The 19,523-nt window shown below is 66.5% G+C and carries 14 protein-coding genes and 1 pseudogene; 10 read left to right on the top strand and 5 right to left on the bottom strand.

The features are described 5' to 3' along the window. Positions 1-514 precede the first annotated feature (514 nt). Positions 515-652: a hypothetical protein gene (locus ACFCXS_RS03335; RefSeq protein WP_376641368.1), complete on the top strand. Its 138-nt coding sequence runs from the start codon at positions 515-517 to the stop codon at positions 650-652. 159 nt (positions 653-811) lie between these two features. Here ACFCXS_RS03335 and ACFCXS_RS03330 read toward each other — a convergent pair whose 3' ends face one another. The 4 genes from ACFCXS_RS03330 to ACFCXS_RS03315 all read right to left on the bottom strand — a co-directional run bounded on the left by ACFCXS_RS03330 (position 812) and on the right by ACFCXS_RS03315 (position 3,408). Beyond that, on the bottom strand, positions 812-1,900 hold the full coding sequence (locus ACFCXS_RS03330) for a hypothetical protein (RefSeq protein WP_376641367.1): 1,089 nt from the start codon (positions 1,898-1,900) through the stop codon (positions 812-814). Continuing rightward, positions 1,891-2,562: a hypothetical protein gene (locus ACFCXS_RS03325; RefSeq protein ID WP_376641365.1), complete on the bottom strand. Its 672-nt coding sequence runs from the start codon at positions 2,560-2,562 to the stop codon at positions 1,891-1,893. Before ACFCXS_RS03325 ends, ACFCXS_RS03330 begins: the two co-directional genes overlap by 10 nt. Before the next feature lie 217 nt (positions 2,563-2,779). Next, positions 2,780-3,121, bottom strand: coding sequence for a hypothetical protein (locus ACFCXS_RS03320; protein WP_376641363.1), 342 nt, complete (start codon positions 3,119-3,121; stop codon positions 2,780-2,782). After that, the gene (locus ACFCXS_RS03315; RefSeq protein ID WP_376641361.1) at positions 3,118-3,408 is read right to left on the bottom strand and encodes a hypothetical protein; all 291 of its coding nucleotides are present in this window, start codon (positions 3,406-3,408) and stop codon (positions 3,118-3,120) included. The genes ACFCXS_RS03320 and ACFCXS_RS03315 overlap by 4 nt, the downstream gene beginning before the upstream one ends. 162 nt (positions 3,409-3,570) lie before the next feature. Here ACFCXS_RS03315 and ACFCXS_RS03310 point away from each other — a divergent pair, with 162 nt between their 5' ends. The 3 genes from ACFCXS_RS03310 (at position 3,571) to ACFCXS_RS03300 (ending at position 7,333) form a co-directional block, all read left to right on the top strand. Next, positions 3,571-3,798, top strand: coding sequence for a GntR family transcriptional regulator (locus ACFCXS_RS03310; protein ID WP_033309133.1), 228 nt, complete (start codon positions 3,571-3,573; stop codon positions 3,796-3,798). A gap of 412 nt (positions 3,799-4,210) precedes the next feature. Then, the gene (locus ACFCXS_RS03305) at positions 4,211-6,136 is read left to right on the top strand and encodes a glycosyltransferase (protein WP_376641358.1); all 1,926 of its coding nucleotides are present in this window, start codon (positions 4,211-4,213) and stop codon (positions 6,134-6,136) included. Between the two features lie 33 nt (positions 6,137-6,169). After that, entirely contained in the window at positions 6,170-7,333 is a 1,164-nt protein-coding gene (locus ACFCXS_RS03300) for an LCP family protein (protein WP_376641356.1), read from the top strand. 106 nt (positions 7,334-7,439) lie between these two features. On the opposite strand, the pseudogene ACFCXS_RS03295 reads toward ACFCXS_RS03300, so the two are convergent. Continuing rightward, positions 7,440-7,757 (bottom strand): annotated as a pseudogene (locus ACFCXS_RS03295) (hypothetical protein); the annotation flags it as partial. 2,304 nt (positions 7,758-10,061) lie between these two features. Between ACFCXS_RS03295 and ACFCXS_RS03290 the strand changes: the two are divergent. From ACFCXS_RS03290 to ACFCXS_RS03265, 6 genes are all read left to right on the top strand, one after another. Further along, on the top strand, positions 10,062-15,566 hold the full coding sequence (locus tag ACFCXS_RS03290) for a DUF6531 domain-containing protein (RefSeq protein ID WP_376641354.1): 5,505 nt from the start codon (positions 10,062-10,064) through the stop codon (positions 15,564-15,566). Positions 15,567-15,883: 317 nt separating this feature from the next. Continuing rightward, positions 15,884-16,039 carry a hypothetical protein gene (locus ACFCXS_RS03285; RefSeq protein ID WP_376641353.1) on the top strand — a complete coding sequence of 52 codons (156 nt, stop codon included), beginning with the start codon at positions 15,884-15,886 and terminating at the stop codon, positions 16,037-16,039. Between the two features lie 191 nt (positions 16,040-16,230). Further along, on the top strand, positions 16,231-16,644 hold the full coding sequence (locus tag ACFCXS_RS03280; protein WP_376641351.1) for a hypothetical protein: 414 nt from the start codon (positions 16,231-16,233) through the stop codon (positions 16,642-16,644). Positions 16,645-16,748: 104 nt separating this feature from the next. Further along, complete coding sequence (locus tag ACFCXS_RS03275) at positions 16,749-18,011, top strand: hypothetical protein (protein WP_376641349.1); 1,263 nt, start codon at positions 16,749-16,751, stop codon at positions 18,009-18,011. A gap of 53 nt (positions 18,012-18,064) precedes the next feature. Continuing rightward, positions 18,065-18,595, top strand: a complete 531-nt coding sequence (locus tag ACFCXS_RS03270; RefSeq protein WP_376641346.1) for a hypothetical protein — start codon at positions 18,065-18,067, stop codon at positions 18,593-18,595. Then, positions 18,592-19,323, top strand: a complete 732-nt coding sequence (locus ACFCXS_RS03265) for an ATP-binding cassette domain-containing protein (protein ID WP_376641343.1) — start codon at positions 18,592-18,594, stop codon at positions 19,321-19,323. Before ACFCXS_RS03270 ends, ACFCXS_RS03265 begins: the two co-directional genes overlap by 4 nt. Positions 19,324-19,523 lie beyond the last annotated feature (200 nt).

Here is a 19,523-nt window from a genome sequence, read left to right as displayed (position 1 = left end):
CTGTCCGACGCGCAAGGCGGAGAAAATTTGAAGAGTGTGAAAAGTTGTGCAAGGTTTTCCGGCAAGTCAGTTCTCTTCTGAGCCAGTCGGTGCCGGGCAAGCCCTCAGCTATGATGTGTGCGGGGTCAGACTGCGCGTGCGTCAATGACGTCACGACCGCTGATCGCGCTCTTTCCTGGCGTGGGTCCGCCTGTAGCTAGCCTGGGCGCCTTTGCTACCTTGCCCCGACGCGACTACGCGGCCGGAAAGACGTTTGGCAGACGCATGGAGAGCCTCGCGGTGGCAATGACGAACACTGTTCATATTGAAGTGTCAGCACGCTGCGTTTGTACGCAGCGCCCGTGGTGATGTTCTCCTCTGGTCAGGCTAGTGGACGGCCTCGGCCATCGAGCTCGCCTTCCCGACAGAGTAGCTACGGGCTGACTGGGACGCCCGGATCCCTCCCGAAACGTGTGGTGGCCGGGGAAGGAGGGTCGTGTCCCTCACATCAGGGTCAAAGGGCGGAGGCACTCGTATGCCGAGCGGCGAGGCGGATGCCCTCGACATCGGTGTCGCGCTCGTCCTCGAGGGCATATACACACGGAACCTGTTGTTGCCCGGCGCGCTGGTGTCGCTGCCCAGGCGCTTCCTCAGTCGGTTCAACGATCTCTGACCGGTTCGCCAGTGTTCGGTTATCTCCAAGTTCAGTGTCAGAAGCAGTGATGCGCTCCGGGTGAGCGGATTCCGTCCCGGGGCATGCCGGGCCGTGCCGCGCAGGGCGAATGTGTCTGCTGCGCGGCAGGCCTGACTTGTCCGGGGCGAGGGCCCGGGCTTACCTGTTGACGGCCTGGATCTCCTGCACCGTGACTGCCTGTTCGTTGCCGAAGGTGCCGTTCGGGAGGTCTCCGCCCGCGCCGCCGGTGCCGGTCCAGTCGATGTCCCACGTGATAGTGGCCTGGAGCTTGTACGTGCCGTCGCCGGACGAGCGGAGGTACTTGAGGCCACAGGGCGGGGTCTGGTCGGCCTTGCCCTTGGCGTAGGGCTCGCCGATGGACTTGTCGGCGTTGATGACGCACTCGCCGGAGGCCGGGTAAGTCTCGGCGTCCTTGGTGCCCGGCTCCAGCTTGAGGGACACCGGCCTGGCGGTGGTGGTGGCCTGGATGTTGAAGCCGGGGACGTTGAGGGCCGCCGTCGCCTGGACCTCGTCGAAGACGGCCTTGTCGAGCCAGGCCCATGTCGGCAAGTTTACCTTGGTGTTGGCCGCGGGGGCGAGGGTGACCTTGGTGTCGGGCAGCTGCATGTGCTGGTAGGCGAGAGCGGCGAGTATCTCCGGTGAGATGGCCTCTTCGTACTGGGGCGGCGGCGCATCACCGTTCTCAACCCAGAAGGGGAGATCGGTGCACGAGGTCCGCTTGAGGTAGTCCGGCTCGTTGGGGTTCTCGACGCCGGCCCAGAACATACCCTTGCCGTCGTTCTCGACGTTGTAGTCCTTGTAGCCGGGTTTCCCGGGGATGCCGAAGCCGTCCTCGTAGTGGCGCTTGGTCTCGCCGAGCGCCGCGCCCGCGGTCCCGCCCATTCCAGGCGTGTTCAGCTGGCTGTCGATGTGCTTGGACATCTCCTTCTTGAAGTCCTTGGCGCCCAGGTAAGGGGCGTACCAGCAGGGAGGCGGTGTCCAGTTGACGTCCGAGGATGTCACGTTTCCGGTGCCGCCGCCCTTGGCGACGGAGCCGGAGTACTGGATGCGGGCGGCGGCGAAGATGCCGGTCCTGTCGCTGCCGCCCTCCTTCGCTTGGCCGCCCTTGTCCCAGTCCACCGGTTCCGCCGCGGCGGTGGGCGCAGTGAGGACGAGAAGGCTGATCGCAAGTATCAGGGCTGCGGCACTGGGGCATGGGATCGTCGGTCGTGGCCTGTTCACCGGCACTGCTCCGCCCCCCTCTCGACGAAGACCTTGGATGCTTGCCACAAGCCCTCGCCCGTGGGGAACTTGACCATGACGATCTTGTAATAGCCGAAGTCCTTGGCGCTCGGCTCCGTCTTCAGGATCTTCCCCGTTTTGACCTCTTTGCCATAGAACTTACTGGTGTCCGCGCAGAACGCGACCTCGACGGATTTACCGTTTGGCGCGGAACGTGTAGTGGCGTCGTAGTGGCGGCGTGTTCCGTCAGCGGTCCAGCCACCCTTGATCCATTCATTGATCTGCACCTGCGCGTAGTGCAGACCATTGCCGGTGGCGTAGGTGGTCACCGCCGCGTCCTTGGTCGTGCGCTTGCCGACGCCGCGATAGATGGCGCGGAGGAAGTTCGCCGCGTCATCCATCGCAGCCGCCTCGTTCTTGTCCTTCGGCTTGTCCCAGTCGAAGACCAGGTTTATGTCCTTAGGCAGGGACACGTCCACGCCGTCCGGCTTGTCCTCTGCCGGTGCTCCCGAAGGTGATGCCGACTCCTTCGGCGTCTTCGCTCCCTGGTCGGCGCCTGCGATCTTGTCGTTGTCGCTGGACTTGTCGTCCCCGCTACCGCAGGCCGTCAACAGCAGTGCTGCCGTTGCCGCCAGCGCGGCAGCAACGGGCAAAGGGCGGCGCTTCACAGTGGATACTCCCCGTGAGACAGATGTGAGGTCAGGGAGACAGACGCTATCGGTGAGGTTCTCGGTTTCGCCAGAGCGAACTGGGAACTGCGCAGGGCATTTGGGGCGTATGAGGGTGTAGTGGCGCGGAGTTGTTCCCAGATCGTGCTTCAGCCATGGCGGCCCCGGACACTCGGTCGTCCGTACCCGGGGTCGTCGGTGCAACCGGGGGTTTTTGCTATCGCGTCGCCCTGCATCCAGCGCAGGCGCACGGCGGATATGCGGAGGTGTACGGGACGGGCTCGGCGGGACCGCCGGCCGTGATCTCGACCTTTCCGCAGTCCTCCGTGACGGCGCCTTCGGCGTCGACTCGGTAGACGTGGAGCGTCATCCGCGAGTGGCGGTAGGGGGATTGCAGGAGACCGACCGCGCCCTCCAGGGCCGGGTAGTGAGAGACGCACTCCTGGCAGGCGTAGATGGTGAGGGGCAGGCCTGACGGGGCCTGGAACTGCCGGATGGGGGCCGGTGTGCCTGTGGAGCGTTCGCAGCGGGTGCACATCCGCATCGCCGGGCGCGTCATCGGGTGGCCACCGGTACGCGCCCTCCGTGGATGCGCTTAGCGCCCACATCCGTGCCGAGGGCGGCCCGACGGCGTTCGCGTTGGCGGCGGTGTTCGGCGGGGTCCAGGACGTAGGGGCGCACCAGGCGGCATGCGGTGCCGTCCAGCAGTTCGGTGAAGCGGGTCGGCGGGGGCGGGATGGGGACGATCCGCAGGGGCGGCACCGCGCCGAGGCGGTGACGGCCGCGAGGGCGTGGGGTGCAGAGGCTCAGCATCCACGCGAGGGTGCGGACGGTAAGGTCCAGCATGTCGGCGCTCCTTCGTAGCGTTGGCCATGCCCCGGGACGGCCACCATCCGTCGCCGGGGTCTGTCGTGACAGACCGTAGAGCTACTTGTACAGTCCTGTCTACCCATATGGGCTGAGAGGAGCTTCTATGCCTTCATGGAGGGTCGTACGTACAGTTCACTGGTGTTCGAATTTGACCCCACCAGGCCGAAGTGGCAGCAGATCGCCGAAGTCGTTCGGCAGCGCATCGCCAGTGGCGAGTACCCGGTGCGCGGCTTGATCTCCGAGGTGAAGCTGGAGCAGGAGTTCGGAGTTGCTCGCGAGACTGTTCGTAAGGCCACCGCAGCCTTGCGGGAAGAAGGGCTGATCGTCACCACCCGGGGCATGGGGTCGTTCGTCGCCGAGCGCTGAGCCACCCCGGGCAGTCTCGATGGGGAACCGGCATGCGGTCGGGGGCGCCGCGGCCTCTTGGAATTTGCTGTTACGGCCATCCAATCGCCGACGCGTAACTACACTCCCGGCCCATGCGAAGCCCCCACAACACCAAGCGCCCCAAGCCGAGAAGAGGCAGCGGCTCCCGAGGCGGCCGTGAAGAAGTGCCCGGGGGCGGTGACGCCCCCTGACCCCCGCCCCGTCCAAAGCCAAGGGCAACACCAAAGCCAAAACCCGAACCCGGGCCCGCCACAAACAATCCCGCGACCCCCGAGCCCACTGGCTCCTCCTCGCCCTCACCCTCCCCCTCGTCTTCGCCCTGCTGATCTTCGAAGGCTGGACCCGGCACGAGGTCGACGCCGCCAAGGCGCGGTCGCCCTGTACGGCTCCCGTGCCCGACGTCGTCGCCCGCGGCGGGCCCGTGATCGGGATCAACCGGGACGGGATACGGACCGGGGCGATGCCCGCCCGGACCGTCGCGCTCACCTTCGACGGGGGTCCCGACCCCGTCTGGACACCTCGGCTCCTCGACCTGCTGCGACGGCACAACGCGCGGGCGACCTTCTTCGTGCACGGCTCCCAGGCCGCCCGGCATCCGGAACTCACACGGCGGATCCGAGCCGAGGGGCATGAGATCGGGTCCAACACATATACCGGGGCCGTCCTCGGGGAGTCCTCCGCGCCGCGTTTCCGGGCCGAGTTGGAGCTGACCCAGAGTGCCCTCGCCGGGGCCACCGGACGGCGGACGAACCTGCTGCGGATGCCCCGCACCACCAACCCCGACACCCTGTGCGGACGCGAGTGGCAGGCCGCGCGGCGGGCCGCCGGGTACGGGTACGTGCTCGTCGCCGCCGACAAGGGGTCGCGCAAGCCGGCGCAGGGGATCGTCCGGCAGCTGAGTCAGACGGAGAGCGCCTACGCGGAGGCGCGCAGGCTCCTGAAGAACCCGGGCGTCGATCGGTTCACCACCGTGTCCGACGGGCTCGGGCTCGTGCCGTACGCCTCCCCGTCCCTCGTTCAGAAATGGGCCGGGCGGGGACTGATCCACGTCACCGGTCTCGGCCAGGCCTTCGCCACCGCCATGATCTGGATCCTCGGCGTCGCCGGCGGCCTCGGCGTGCTGCGGCTGTTGCTGCTCGCCCTCTTCGCCCGCGCCCATGTGCGGCGGCTGGAGCGGTTCCGGACCGGTGCGCCCTGGATGCGGGAGACGTCGGGGCCGGTGACCGTGCTGGTCCCGGCGTACAACGAGGAGGCCGGGATCGGGTCGACCTTGCGGTCGCTGCTCGACTCCACCCACCGGCGGCTCCAGGTCGTCGTGATCGACGACGGGTCCACCGACCGGACCGCCGACATCGCCGAGAACATGGGGGACGCGCGGGTGGAGGTCGTACGGCAGGCCAACGCGGGCAAAGCCGCCGCCCTCAACACCGGGATCGCACACGCCCGGTACGACATCGTCGTGATGGTCGACGCGGATACCGTCTTCGAGCCCGACGCCGTCGAGCGGATCGTCCAGCCGCTCGCACACCCGGCCGTGGGTGCCGTCAGCGGCAACACCAAGGTCGGCAACCGGCGCAGCCTGCTCGCCAGATGGCAGCACCTGGAGTACGTCTTCGGGTTCAACCTCGACCGGCGCATGTTCGAGGTGCTGGAGTGCATGCCGACCGTGCCGGGTGCCATCGGGGCGTTCCGGCGGGACGCCGTGATCGGGGTCGGCGGGGTCAGCGAGGACACCCTCGCCGAGGACACCGACCTGACGATGGCCCTGTGGCGGTCCGGCTGGCGGGTGCTGTACGAGGAGTCCGCCGTCGCCTGGACCGAAGTGCCCACCAGCCTGCGGCAGTTGTGGCGGCAGCGGTACCGGTGGTGCTACGGCACGCTGCAGGCCATGTGGAAGCACCGGGGAGCTCTCCTCGGCAGGGGCCCGGCCGGGCGGTTCGGGCGGCGCGGGCTGACGTATCTCGCGCTGTTCCAGGTCGCTTTGCCGCTGCTCGCGCCCGTCATCGACGTGTACGCGCTGTACGGCGTGCTGTTCCGCGACCCGTGGGAGTCCGCCGCGGTCTGGTTCGCGTTCCTGGGCGTCCAGATCGTCTGCTCCGGCTACGCGCTGAGACTCGACGGCGAGCCGGTGCGGGCCCTGTGGTCGATGCCGTTCCAGATCGTGGTCTACCGGCAGTTGATGTATCTCGTCGTCATCCAGTCGCTGGTCGCGCTGCTGCTCGGCAGCCGGCTGCGGTGGCAGCGGATGCAGCGGTCCGGGACTGCCGCTGAACAGATCGGCGGGCCCGTTCCGTATAGGAGTGTGCCGATGCGCTGACCCGAGAGCCCCCACAGCACCTTCGAGGCGTCGATGAGCGACTGGACCGACCGGCTGGGAGAATCCCCACCGGAGTGGAGCCCGCGGCGGGAACCCCTCGTTCCCCCGCCCTCGATCCGCACCGCCCCCCTGCCCGGCATGCCCTCGCCCGCCGCCCCCGGCCGCTACGACAGCGGCCCGGACCACCGCGGCGGGCGCGGCAGCAGGAACCCGCGGCGCCGGGCGGGCAGGGGCCGGAGGTACCTGCGTACGGCCGCCGTCCTGGCGTCCGCGCTGGTGCTCGGCGGGGCCGGTACGTACGTCTGGGCAGACACCCGGCTCAACCAGGAGGTCGACCTCGGCGCGCTCGGCGCCCGGGTGCCGGCCGGTGAGGGCACCACCTACCTGGTCGTCGGCTCGGACAGCCGCGAGGGACTGTCCGCGCAGGACCGGAAGGATCTCAACACCGGCTCGGCCGAGGGCCGCCGCACCGACTCGGTGATCCTGCTGCACACCGGCGCCAGCGGCACGACCATGGTGAGCCTGCCGCGCGACTCCTGGGTGACCCTCCCGCCCTACGTCGACCCCGGCACCGGCCGCGGCTACCGGGCCGCGCCGGACAAGCTGAACGCCGCTTTCTCGCTGGGCGGCCCCGACCTGCTGGTGCGGACCGTGGAACGCAACACCGGGGTGCGCGTCGACCACTACGCGGAGATCGGCTTCGCCGGCTTCGTGGGGGTAGTGGACGCCGTCGGCGGCGTCGACCTGTGTCTGGGCCGGCCCGTGCGGGACAAGGACTCCGGAGCGAACCTGCCCGCCGGCTGCCAGACCCTCGACGGCGCCGAGGCGCTGGCCTTCGTACGGCAGCGCAAGCAGGAGGAACAGGGGGACCTGGGCCGCACCCGCAACCAGCAGAGATTCCTCGCCGCCCTCGCCCGGAAGGCCGCCACCCCGTCCACCCTCGCCGACCCGTCGAAGTCGTTCCCGACCCTGGACGCGGGCCTCGACACGCTCATCGTCGACGAGGGCACCGAACTGCCGGACCTCATGAAGCTGTTCGAGGCTCTGCGGAAGGCCACGGGCGGTGGAGGTCGGCAGCTCAACGTGCCCGTGGCCGACCCTGACCTGCGCACCCCCAAGGGCAGCGCGGTGAAGTGGGACGACCGTCGCGCCCGTGCCCTGTTCGACGCCTTGCGCGAGGACCGCCCGCCCGGCTGATCAACGGCCCCTGCCGAGACCGGCCGACGGGGGCACCAGGGAGCCGTGCCCGTTCAACGGGCCTCGGCGAGACCGGCGGCCGTGGGCAGAACGGGGCCGCGCCCGTTCAACGGGCCCTGGCGAGACCGGCCGAGGGGGACATCAGCGAGCCGTACCCGGACGCCGCCCACGCGATCCGCCCTGCCGAGACCTCGAAGTAGGGCATCCTACGGCCGTCCTCGTCCGTGTCGGGGAGCACCTCCGGGGCGCGGCGGTCCCGCAGCGCGTCCGCGCACTCCTGGCACACCGCCACGTCGAGCCGGTCCCGGCGGCCGAGCGGACGCCAGCCGGTGCGCAGGGCCGCGCGGCCGTGCAGGGGGTTGAAGAAGCAGAGGGGAAGGCCGGGCGAACCGGCCAGGGCGTCGCGGCCCTCCTGCGCCAGGGCCGCCGGGCGATTCCATGCGGTACGGCGGTCAGGGGGCCGTCGGTCACCTCGTAGTAGGGCAAGCGGGCGCTGCCCAGGGAGGGGTCGGGCAGCCTCAGCAGCCGGCCCGGGATGTCGCCCGGTGCTGCGACGGCCGTGTCGCCGCAGAGCGCGCAGACGGGGAGCAGGCGGCGGCTGTTGCCCTCGGCCGAGACACGGACGTGGTGACGGCGGCCGGCGGGTCCGTGCAGCGGGTTGACGCCGCAGCACAGGTCGGCAGGATCACCGACGAGTGCGGCACGGCCGGCTCGCGCGAGCACGATCACGGCGACGAGGGTCGGGGCGTCCGTCCCCGGCTGCCGGACGCGCCCGGGGTCGCCGTCGACTAGGAGCAGCGCGGCGTCGAGGTGGTCCCAGGCGCGGTCGCGGTCGTCCGGGTCGCTGAACTCACCTGCGAGGGAAGTTAGTTCGGCATAAGCGTTGCGCCGGAGGTAGGACACCGAGGGTTCGGTCGGGGCGGTGAGCGGGAGGCTGCCGGACGGCTCGGGTACGGGGGAGCGTCGCCGCCGCAGGCCCCGGACGATCCATGTCGCCCCGGCCACGAGGCTCGACAGCAGCAGGGCCCCGAAGGCGCCCACGAACAGGCCCGGCCAGAAGTCCGTGGAGAACAGGGCGGGGAGGGCGGTCTCGCGGGTGGCGCTCGGCGCCGCCGGGGGCGCGGGCTCGGACCAGGGCCGGTCGGTGCGCGGGGTGTCGTCGATGAAGGTCATCAGCGCGTCGAGGCGCTCACCGAGGAGGTGGTCGTCGGCCTCGTCCGCCCTGCTGTCGCCCAGTGTGACGGAGTCCGGTACGTCGAAGGAGAGGCGGTTGCCGTCCAGGCGCAGGCCGTGGTTGTAGACGTCGATCGTGCCGTCGGCCGGGTCGGCGACCACGTACACCCCGTCCCGGCCCACCTTGGCGTGTACGGCCGCGGCGAACAGCCCCGAGTCGCCGGCCGATTCGCTCTCCGGCGTCTGCGGTACGAGGGAGACGTACACCGGGCCGCCGCCGTCGGAGCGCCGGAAGTCCCGGATCCGCTCGTGCAGCCGGTCCAGTTGACGGGCGTCGAGGACGCGCGGGCTCTCCGGATCGGCGTACACCGGGTCCTGCTTCAGCCCCGCCACGACCCGCTCCACCCGGGCGGACAGGTCGGCGGGGGTGGGAGGCTCCGCCGCGCTCGACCGGGTCTGGTCGAAGACGACGGTGGCGGTGAGGGCGACAGCGGCGGCGGAGAGGACGGCACCGCCCCAGACGAACCGGCGCAGACCGGGCTTCCTCGGACGCCCGCGCCTCGCGCAGGCCGCCAGCAGCAGGATCGACAGGGGTACGCCGGTGAGCAGGATGCCGGTGATGAACGACTGGTTCCGGCGGTCGGACGGGCCGATGTACATCTCGGCGGGTTCGTCGTCCTGGTACTTCTCGCGAGCGGCCTCGGCACGGGCGGTGGCCTTCTCGCCGCCCTGCGCGATGACGTCGGCGAAGCGCGAAGCTGAGCAACGCGCCTGCGTCGTAGGGGAGTTCGTACCGTGCGACGGTGACGGCGGCGTCGGCGGGGGCGTCGACGCCGAAGGCCCTGGCCTCCGTGATGTCCGGCCCTTCGAACAGGACGTACAGCCCGTCGCGCCCGAGCCGGTCGTGCACCGCGCCGAGCAGCTGCCGGGCGTCCGCGCCGGTCTGCAGCGGCAGGACCAGGACGTAGGTCGGGACACCGGTCTTCTTCGCGATCCGGGAGAAGTCGGGGGCGCTGGAGCGGGGGACCTCGCGGGGGAGCTGGTCGGAGACGTGGACCGGGTTCTCGCGGAGGCGCTCGGCGAGGTAGGCGGCCTGGGTAGGAGCGGCGGTGGTTTCCGCCGCCCGGGCCGGAGTGGCGGTTGCGAAGACCGTCGTCAGCGCGCAGAGGGCGAGAAGCAGCCGGAAAACGCGGGTTCGGCCATCGTAGCCTGCCCATGTCCCGCCTGCGTAAGGCCTGTTCGCCGTGACGGCTCTCACCGGTGTGCCCCCGTGGTCCGATCGCTGCCCGCGACGCACTCTACTTGGGGCTTCGCGAGTGCTACAGGTCGAGTGTTCCTGCGGACGTAGTGAAGACCACGACTCAGGGAAGATTGACGACATATTCAGGCAAAAGGCGCGTTTCAAACTATGAGGGCTTGGCATTTCTTGGCATGAGCATCAAGATTCCCTGCATAACTCGTGCAGCGAGTGACCAGTGATGCGCATGGGGTGTACGGGGTGGGGGGAATGGTGACCAGTGTGTCTGCGCGCCTGCGCGTATTGATCGTGACGCTCGTGTTGTCCGTGGTAGCGAGTGGCGGCTGGCTGGTACAGGCGAATGCGGTCGACTCCGGTGGCAGCGAGCGCGGTTACGCGTACCGAGGCCCGCAGCCCGCCGCACGCCAGAAGGCGGTCACACCGCAGCAGCGGCGTGAGCAGACCAGGGGCCGGGCCAAGCCGATGAAGCCCAGGGCGCTGCCGACGACGAAGAGCAGGCCGGCCACGGCCGGGCAGATCAAGCTGCTGAAGCAGAATCAGCGGCAGTCGCAGAGCTCCGGCCCTAAGTTCCCGAACGGGCATGCTGCTTCCCGCAGTTCTGGCAGCACGGTTGACCAGGCGTCTTTCACCACCCGTGCCGGCACCGCGGCCGCCGCCTCGTACTCCAGTGGTGCCCTGTATCAGGTGACGGCCGATCCCTTCGGTAACGCTGCCGCGCAGCAGGGCGGTTGGCTGATGGCGCTTGGCAACCACATCGGTGCCGCTGTGCCGGGCGAGCCCTTGCAAGTCTCCGCGGCGATCTGGCAGTCGGGAGGCGCGGACACCGAGGTGCATCCGGTGAGGGTGCGCTGGAAGGTGGACTACTACGGCTGTCGCCTGAGCAACGACGACGTCCAGCACGTCGACTTCGGGCAGACGGTGCAGGCGCCGACCCTGAAAACCGACGCCGTGTTCCCGGTGGTGAACGCGTCATTCACGGTGCCGACGACGGAGTGCACGCAACAGTTCCCGAGCCTGGTGATCTGGGCCTGCACGACCGTGACGGACGATCCCACGGACACCGAGTCCTGCGGTTCGTACAATATGTTCTACATCGTGCCGTCCCTGCCCGAGGGCGCCGCATGCGGTGCGGTTTGCGGTGACGCGAGCGGTGCGGCCGGTACGACGGTGATGCGCGCCGATCCGGTGAACACAGCGACCGGCGCGTTCACGGAGGCGTTCACCGACGCCCAGGTGCCGGCTCCCGGCGTGCCGTTGCAGGTCGGACGGGTCTACTCATCCGACAACACTGACACCGGTGCGCTCGGCAAGGGCTGGCAACTGCCCTGGGAGACACGGCTGAAGATCGAGGCCGATGGCGACGCGGTGCTGGTCGGTGAGGGCGGCACCCGACACACCTACACCAAGAACTCCGGGGGGACGTTCACCGCCCCCGGTCAGGCACGTTCCAAGCTGGCCGCCGACGGCAGCGGCTACAAGCTCACGACCGCAGACCAGTCGAAGTATGCCTTCAACGCCTCTGGTCAGCTGACTGCGGTCAAGGACCGCACCGGCCGGGGCCTGTCCCTGACGTACGCGGGTGGCAAGCCCGCCACCATCACGGACTCGGTCGGACGCGCCGCGAAACTCGCCTACGCGGGTGACCGGCTGGACACGGTGACACTGGCGGACGGGCGGTTGGTCGACTACAGCTACACCGGCGACCGGCTGACCGGCGTGACGGCTCTGGACGGCAAGACGGAGACCTACGGCTACGACACCTCCGGACGTGTCAACAAGGTGACGGACGCCCGGAACGAGCAGGTCACGTTCAACACGTACGACACGCAGGGCCGGGTGATGTCCCAGACGGACGCGCTGGGACACGAGACGAAGTTCACGTACTCAAAGAACGGTGTTTTCGACCAGGTCGATGTCACGGCTCCGGACGGCGGCGTCTGGACGGACGTCTACTACAAGAACGTTCTGTTCACCCAGATCGACCCGCTCAACAACAAGAGCTACTACCGCTACGACAAGTTCTTCAACCGCACCAGCGCGATCGACGCGGAGGTCCGCGAAACCGAGTGGCAGTACGACAGCCAGGGCCGTCTGAAGCGCCGGTCCAACGCCTCCTCGGACGAGGAGTGGACGTACGACGCCGCCGGCAACGTGGCCACCTACACGGACGGCGAGTACAACGACTACACCTTCGGCTACAACACGGCCAACCAGGTTACTACGGTCAAGGACCCGTTGGGCAAGACGACGTCGTACAGCTACAACGCCACCACCGGGCTGCCGGAGACCGTCACCACGCCGAGCGGCAAGACCACGAAGTACGGCTACGACGCCGACGGCAACCTGACGTCGGTCACCACCCCGAAGGGGAACAAGACCACCTACACCTACTTCCCGACGGGACAGGTGAAGACGGTCGTCGACCCACGCGGCAACGTCACCGGTGCGGACCCGGCGAAGTACACGACCTCATACACCTACGACCCCGCGGACCGCGTTAAGACGGTCACCGACGCGCGTGGCAACACCACCTCGTATGACTACGACGAGGTCGGCAACCTCACCACGGTCACCGACGCCGCCAAGCGCGTCACGGTCTACGGCTACAACGACGCGGGCCGCCTGAAGACGATCACAGATCCGGCGCTCAAGCAGACGGTGCTGGACTACGACCCGGCCGGCCGGCTCAGTAAGGAGACCAACCGCCGGGGCGCGACCGTGACGTATCAGTACGACAAGGCCGGCAACCAGGTCCAGGTCGTGACCGCCCGCGGTAACGCGATCGGAGCCGACGCGAAGCACTACACCTGGAGAATCGGCTACGACAAGGTCGGCAACCGCAAGACCGTCACCGACCCGCTCGGCAAGACCACCGCCTTCACGTGGGACGCCGACAACCGGCCGCTGTCGGTCACCGATCCGCTCAGCCACACCCGCAGCGTTAAGTACGACGACAACGGCAGCGTCGTCATGACCACCGACGGTCTCGGCCACGGCATGACGCTGGACTACGACGAGAACAACCGCCTGAAGTCGTCGAAAACCTGGGCTGGCTACCTCACCACCTACGAGTACGACGACGACAGCCACCTGACCGTTGAAGTCTCCCCGGAAGCCGAGCGCACCACCTACACCTACGACGACGACGGCAACCTCGCCACCACCGTCGACCCGCGCGGCAACGTCACCGGCGCCGACCCGGCGAAGTACACCTGGAAGTACGGCTACGACGCGGCCGGCAACCCCGCGTCCGTCACCGACCCGCTCGGCCACCAGAGCAAGACCGGCTACGACACCGTCGGCAACGTCGCCTCAGTCACCGATGCCCGCAACAAGCAGACGGTCTACGAGTACGACGAACTCAACCGGCCGAAGAAGGTCATCGCCCCGGACACCGGAGCCACCGCCTTCACCTACAACAAGGCCGGCTTCCTCGAGACCAGCACCGACGCCAACACGCACACCAGCACCTACGGCTACAACGACGAAGGCCAGCTGACGTCGGTCAAGAACCCGCTGGGCAAGACCGTCGCCTACGAGTACGACCTCGACGGCAACCGCACCAAATACACCAACGCCCGCGCCCAGACGATCATCACCACCGTCGACGCACGCAACCTGCCGACGAAGATCACGTACTCCGACGGCACCGCGGCGCAGACGTACGGCTACGACGACGCCAGCCGCCTGAAGACCGTCACCGACGCCACCGGCACCCGCACGCTGACCTATGACGACGACGACAAGATCCAGACGATCACGTCGCCGGGCGCGACCAAGCCGTTCACCTATGTCTGGAACACCGACGACACCCTCAAGTCGCGCGCCTACCCGGACGGCCGGACCGCCAGCTACGGCTACGACAAGGTCGGCCGGACCAAGACCCAGACGATCAACTCCAAGGCCGTCTCCTACGGCTACGACAAGGCCGGCAACCTCACCTCGGTCACCCTGCCCACCACCACGACCCGCAGCGAGACGCGCACCTACGACGAGGCCGGCCGCCTGACAACACTCACCTCACCCACCATCAACAACACCTTCACCTACGACGAGAACAACCGCCTGGTCGGCGACAAGCCCGGCACCGGCTACCCGACCCGCTACGCCTACGACGACACGGGACGCATGACCCGCGTCTGCACCGACACCTCCGCCACCTCCTGCCTGACAGGCACCGCCGGCACCACATACACCTACGACAAGGTCGGCAACCTCAAAACAGCGGCCAGCTCGAGCTCGACAACCACCCACACCTACGACGACGGCGACCAGCTGCAGTCGACGGCAAACGGCACGACCACCACGAGCTACGGCTACGACGCCGACGGCAACCAGACCAAGGACGACGACGGCACCTACGCCTACGACCCGGCAGGCCGCCTCAAGTCCGCGACCATCGGCACCAACACGTACGGATTCACCTACGACGCCGACGGCAACCGCACCACGGTCAACAAGAACAACGCGCTCGCCGGAACATCCCGCTGGGACATCAACAACCCGCTCCCGCAGCTCGCCACCGACACCAACGCATCCGGCGCCCTGCTCGCGGACTACCACTACGACCCCGACGGCACGGCCCGCTCCATGGACCGCTCCGCCGGCACCTACTACTTCACCCAGGACCGCCAGAACTCCACCAGTGCGGTCTATGACGCAGCGGGCACGGACAACTACCGCTACACCTACAGCGCCTGGGGCTCACCGACCGGCAAAGCCACCGTCACCGGCGGCCAGACCAGCCCCTTCGGCTACACCGGCCAGTACAAGGACCAGCACCTCCCCGACCGACTCCAGCTCCGCGCCCGCTCCTACGACACCGCCCAGCGCCGCTTCACCACCCAGGACCCCGTCTCGGCAGCCGCGGACAACCCCAACCAGTCCCCGTATAACTACGCGGACAACGACCCCGCTAACCAGTCGGACCCGTCAGGGCTGTGCCCGCAATGCGTCATCGGCGGTGGTATCGGAGCCATCGTTGGCGGAGGCGTCTACGCTCTCACTCACCGGGACGACTTCGACTGGGGCGACTTCGCGGCCGCCACCGGACAAGGTGCACTCGTCGGGGCAGTCGGCGGCTTCCTCGCCCCAGCCGGTACCGCCCTCGCCTCTCAGCTCGGACTGCAGGGCGGACGCGCCCTCGCGGTCGCCATGGTCACGGACGCTGCGATCGGGATGGGCCTCACCTGGGCCATCAACACGGCCCAGTGCCAACCGACCACGCCCATGGACCTCCTCGTCGGGGCGCTCACCGGCGGACTCGGCAACCTCGTCAAGCCGACTTGGGGTGCACTCAGGGGCCTCTTCGGCAAGCCGGTCGTAACGGTGCCGACACGCTACGGTCCTGGAGCAGCACATGCTGGGGACCCGTCTGTTCTGCCCAAGGGGGAGACGGGTAATCCGTTCCTGAACCGAGCTGACGCGGAAGCCGCGGCATTCAACTTGGCTGGTGTGCCTCATGGGACTGTTCCAGACGCTGCTTGGATTGTGACCGGAAACGTCAAACTCGCGCACGTGCCGGGTTACTTCTACTCCTCCAACCCCAGTCACTGGGGACGGTTCCGACAGTACGAAACGGCGCAGGGGTCTCGGGTCGTCGTCGAGCACACCTTCGACAAGGCTGGTCCGCACTTCCATGCCGGCAAGCCGAAGTATGACTCCCTCAGGAACTTTGTGAACTTTGGCTGGAACAATCAGAAGAGTTCGCCGCGACGATACGACTATGAGAAGTATGCGAAAATGGACAAGCCTGGCGGAGATCATCACTTCTTCTACCAAGAAGGCTGGGGTACGTGGTGATGCATGGAAACCGAGTGGGGAGAGGCCGGGAAATGGCTGTCGGCTCAGATGAAGCTCATTCACTTCTCGCTTCTTGCGGTTTGGAGTTGTGTGCGGCTGGAGAAAATAAGGTGCCTGCCGCGCTAGACATTGTGCAGCTGCTGTCCAATGCCTACATAGAGCCAGTGGCAGCTGTTCCGAAAAACACTCGGAACCCGGTGGAAGAATTGGGGCGGCAGTGGCACAGAATGGCAGCAGTAAAGCATTTGGCGCCGGAGGACGGGAGATTTCTTATCCTGCTGGCTGGGCCGGGTACGAGCGAGAGAGGGTGGCTCTGCGTGAAGGACCTCGTCGGCAGCGATCTGCCTTCCCGGCTGCTGGAGGTTAACGGGTCGGTCGAGTTCATTGCTTTGTCCATGGACGGGCAGCGCATCTGCGCGACCAGCGAGGAAGACGAAGAATACTGGGTGGTCTATGAGGAAGTTTCGCCCTAGTTGATCGAGGGAAGACGCACGATGGGGCAGGTTCGCCGGTGAGGGATTCCCTCGTCCGGGAAATGTGCATTGCCATCCGCTGTATCTTCGGGAAGAATCAGCGAAGAAGTAGCTGTTCAAGAGGGGGCGGAATAATGAGATCACGCATAGTCATTCGGATCGGCGTAGGGGCTGCGGTCTTGGCTTCAGCGATGCTGGTGAACGCGCCTGGAGCCAGCGCCAACTGGAGCAGCAGCATCACGGCATGGGGGCCTTACAGCGAGTCCCGCCGTTGGACGGACGAATCCTATTCAGAAGTGCGGTTCGCGAACTGCTACGGGTCGGACGAAGCGATGTTTTGGACCGAGGTCCGGCTGAAGCGAGTGGTCGACAACGCTCCGGATGTGTCTTACGACACCAAGACGTACACCAACTGTTTCAACTATATCCGGGGTTCCGACTCTCATTATGTAAGCGCAGGTGCCTGGACCGGCCTGCCTTACAGTGCGGCGGTCAAGCAGGGTGATGAGTACAAGGGGGGCTACTACTTCGATACCCCGCACATGGATGAGACTGGACCTCTGAATGTGCAAACCGTGTACCAGGACACCACTCAAGCTGACTGACCCGACTGATCGACCAAGGGGCGGCGGAGCTTCCGTCGCCCCGGTTTCGTATCTGAAACTCTGGACTTCCCCGAATGAGATTCGCAGCGTCATTGAGATCGAGCTTGGCCGCCAAGGTGGCGGTCTTTGCACTAGGGCTTACTCTTTTCTACTACTTTGACAATGCCGCTGTCCGGCTGCAGGATCAGTCGTATGCCCCGGCGATCGTAGCGGATGCCGTCGGGCCGATAAGCGCCTTCGCGTACGCTGTGGCGGGGGCGTTGGCCGCTTGGGAGAGCGGGCGGCTCAAGCGCGCAAAAATAAACGAATCGGCGCCGGTACGGTCCCGCTACCTTATCGGTTTCAACGCGATTCTTCCGGTCTTGATGCTGTCCTGGCTCATGCTGCTGCTCCCGGTCGCGATCGCGTTCGCGGAAGCGGCCGTAATGCCGGCTCCTGACAGTATGCGTCCGCTTGCCCAGCAGGTGATTCTCTGCTTCCTTCACGCGATCATAGGGTACGTGGTCGGCTCGTATCTGCCACGCCTGATCGCGGTACCAGTGCTGGCGCTCTCTATTTACGCATTCGTCGCATTCTCGGTCTCCATGGAATCGTACTGGGTGAGACATGTCTCGGGGAACTATTACGAGCCGTTGATGTTCGGTGAACTGGCATCCTTCTCCGCTCTGTATCCGCCGCTGCTCTTCTTCGGTTCCGTGGCCGGATCGGCGATGCTCGTCCGGTCGGGATTCGGGCCGTCAATGCTGAGAGCTGCTCTGGCGGTGACGATTGCCGTCGCCGGCATGTACGGGGCGCGATCGGTCGTCCAGGACCGTGGCCCCAGTCTTCCTGTCGTGTCGCACACAGAACCTGACGAATGTCTTGGCCGCGCCCCGAAGATCTGCGTGCCGGTCGCTTTCAATGTCGATCTGCGATCGGTTCGTGAGCAGGCGGTATCCGTCATCGGGCAGCTCAACGCGGTTGGTGTGAACGCCTCCCCGAGGTTGATTACCGACCGTACGGCATACGGCAGGTACCAGAAGCCGTCGGACAACGAAACCTGGCGCACGGATATTGTCGTCGGACTGTCGGACGACAGCTTGAGGTTCCGCTTGATGAGCAGTGCACTGCGCTTCCCGTGCGCAGCCCCCAACCCCATCGTGCGACGGGCAGTTCTGCTCTGGGCAGCTGAGAATACCCATGAGCGACGTGCCTTTGACAGCCAACTGGAACGCGACTTGCATGTCCTCTACTCGGAGCAGCAGAAGGACGAAGAGGTTGTCGATGACATAGAAGCCATCGCACGCACTGGTCTCGACCTTCCGAAAGAAGACCAGGGACGCTGGTACCGTCAGACGGCCCGCCAGGCCTGCGAGGTCGGAGCATGATCTGGTGGCTAAGAGTGCGACGTGCTCACCTTGTCCTGCCAGGATCGCTTCTGATGTATGCTGTGCTCCTTTTGGCGCTTAATGGCCGGTCATTCATGATGCCCACCTGGAGCGCCAGTACCGTACAAACGCGTCTTACGCTTTTCGTGCCGCTCGTGGTGACCATCGGCCTCGCCCTGTGTATGGAATCGCGGCTCGCGGCGCCGGAACTATCCGGAGTTCGCGCGGTCAACCGTCTCGATATCTGCATGTCAGCGATATCAACACTCGGAGCGCTGTTGTTGGGTGCGATTCTCTCTTTCCTGGCGGATTCTCCCGAGTTTGTGACGGCCGGCCGCAACTCGGCATTCCTTTCAGGATTGTTCCTTGTTGCGTGGCCTGCACTCCGGGAAGCGGCGGCACTAATTCCTGCAGCCTGGATATTTGTTGTCATGCTGGCTGGATATCGATCCCCCCTTGATGCTTACCCGTGGACCATAATACCTGAGCCTGTCGATAGGCTCCACGCCTGGACAGTGGCATTCCTGGCGTTCCTTGTTGGTATTTTCGTTCAGGGTCGAACCATGCAGAAGGAATCACAGTGACCCTTGTGTTCGAAGAGTGTCGGTACTCGTACCGGCCGTGGCGCCGCCCTGTTTTGGACGGAATGTCTCTTGTGCTGCCCGAAGGTTTCACGATTCTGCTGGGTCCCAATGGGGCTGGTAAATCAACCATGCTGAAGCTTGCGGCGGCTGTCAGCACCCCCCAGCGCGGAACAGTCTTGTTTTGCGGCGTCGACTCCAAGAAAAGGGAGTACCGGCGGTTGATCTCGTGGATGCCGCAGCACATCACTCCGGTGGCGGGACTCACGGCGCGTGAATACGTTGCCTACGTGGGCTGGCTGAAGGGCATGAGCAAGGCGGATGCGTGGGACAGGGCTGTCCAAGCGCTTGAGCGTGTCGAACTGCAGCAGAGAATGGATGTGAAGACTCACCAGCTCTCAGGTGGCCAAATGCGGAGGGTGGGTGTAGCCGCTGCGCTTGTGCACGATGCCGGACTGCTGCTCTTGGATGAACCGACGGCGGGCATGGATCCAAGACAGCGTCGGGTGTTCCGGGATGTGGTCCGTTCCCTGAGCGGTGAGGTGCAAGTGGTGATGTCTACACACGACATCGCAGATTTGGCGGAAGAGGCTGATACCGTGACTGTCGTCAACGACGGGCGAATACTCAAATCCAGTAGCGTCGACGAGTTTATGAAAGCGGCTTCCCCGGACAGCGCTCCCGGTCGCATCGCTGAATCTGCGTACTCGGCCGTGCTGGGCGTTTACTGAGCTTGGACTCGGGTTGTCCCGGAGCCTTTTCCGCTCGCGTTACGGCTTTGAAGACGACTACCCCGGCCAGGTCACCGATGCGGCGGTCTGCGCCTCCCGTGCCCTGGTGACCTTGGCCGGCACAGCACCAGATGTCATAGCCCCCGGTGGTCCGACGAGCAGGGACCCCACCGCCTGGCCTTCCATGAGCGAACAGTGCG

The organism is Streptomyces sp. NPDC056373 (genome assembly GCF_042262425.1).
Classification (GTDB): domain Bacteria; phylum Actinomycetota; class Actinomycetes; order Streptomycetales; family Streptomycetaceae; genus Streptomyces.
The sequence above is the reverse complement of the archived record's forward strand: the minus strand, read 5'-3'. Positions and strand labels throughout refer to the sequence as shown.

What these genes read in the sequence shown, in the direction of transcription:
- ACFCXS_RS03280 (WP_376641351.1), top strand. Translation starts at nt 16,231, where the DNA reads ATGCTGGTGAACGCGCCTGGAGCCAGCGCCAACTGGAGCAGCAGCATC.
- ACFCXS_RS03300 (WP_376641356.1), top strand. Translation starts at nt 6,170, where the DNA reads ATGAGCGACTGGACCGACCGGCTGGGAGAATCCCCACCGGAGTGGAGC.
- ACFCXS_RS03270 (WP_376641346.1), top strand. Translation starts at nt 18,065, where the DNA reads ATGTATGCTGTGCTCCTTTTGGCGCTTAATGGCCGGTCATTCATGATG.
- ACFCXS_RS03335 (WP_376641368.1), top strand. Translation starts at nt 515, where the DNA reads ATGCCGAGCGGCGAGGCGGATGCCCTCGACATCGGTGTCGCGCTCGTC.
- ACFCXS_RS03320 (WP_376641363.1), bottom strand. Translation starts at nt 3,121, where the DNA reads ATGACGCGCCCGGCGATGCGGATGTGCACCCGCTGCGAACGCTCCACA.
- ACFCXS_RS03315 (WP_376641361.1), bottom strand. Translation starts at nt 3,408, where the DNA reads ATGCTGGACCTTACCGTCCGCACCCTCGCGTGGATGCTGAGCCTCTGC.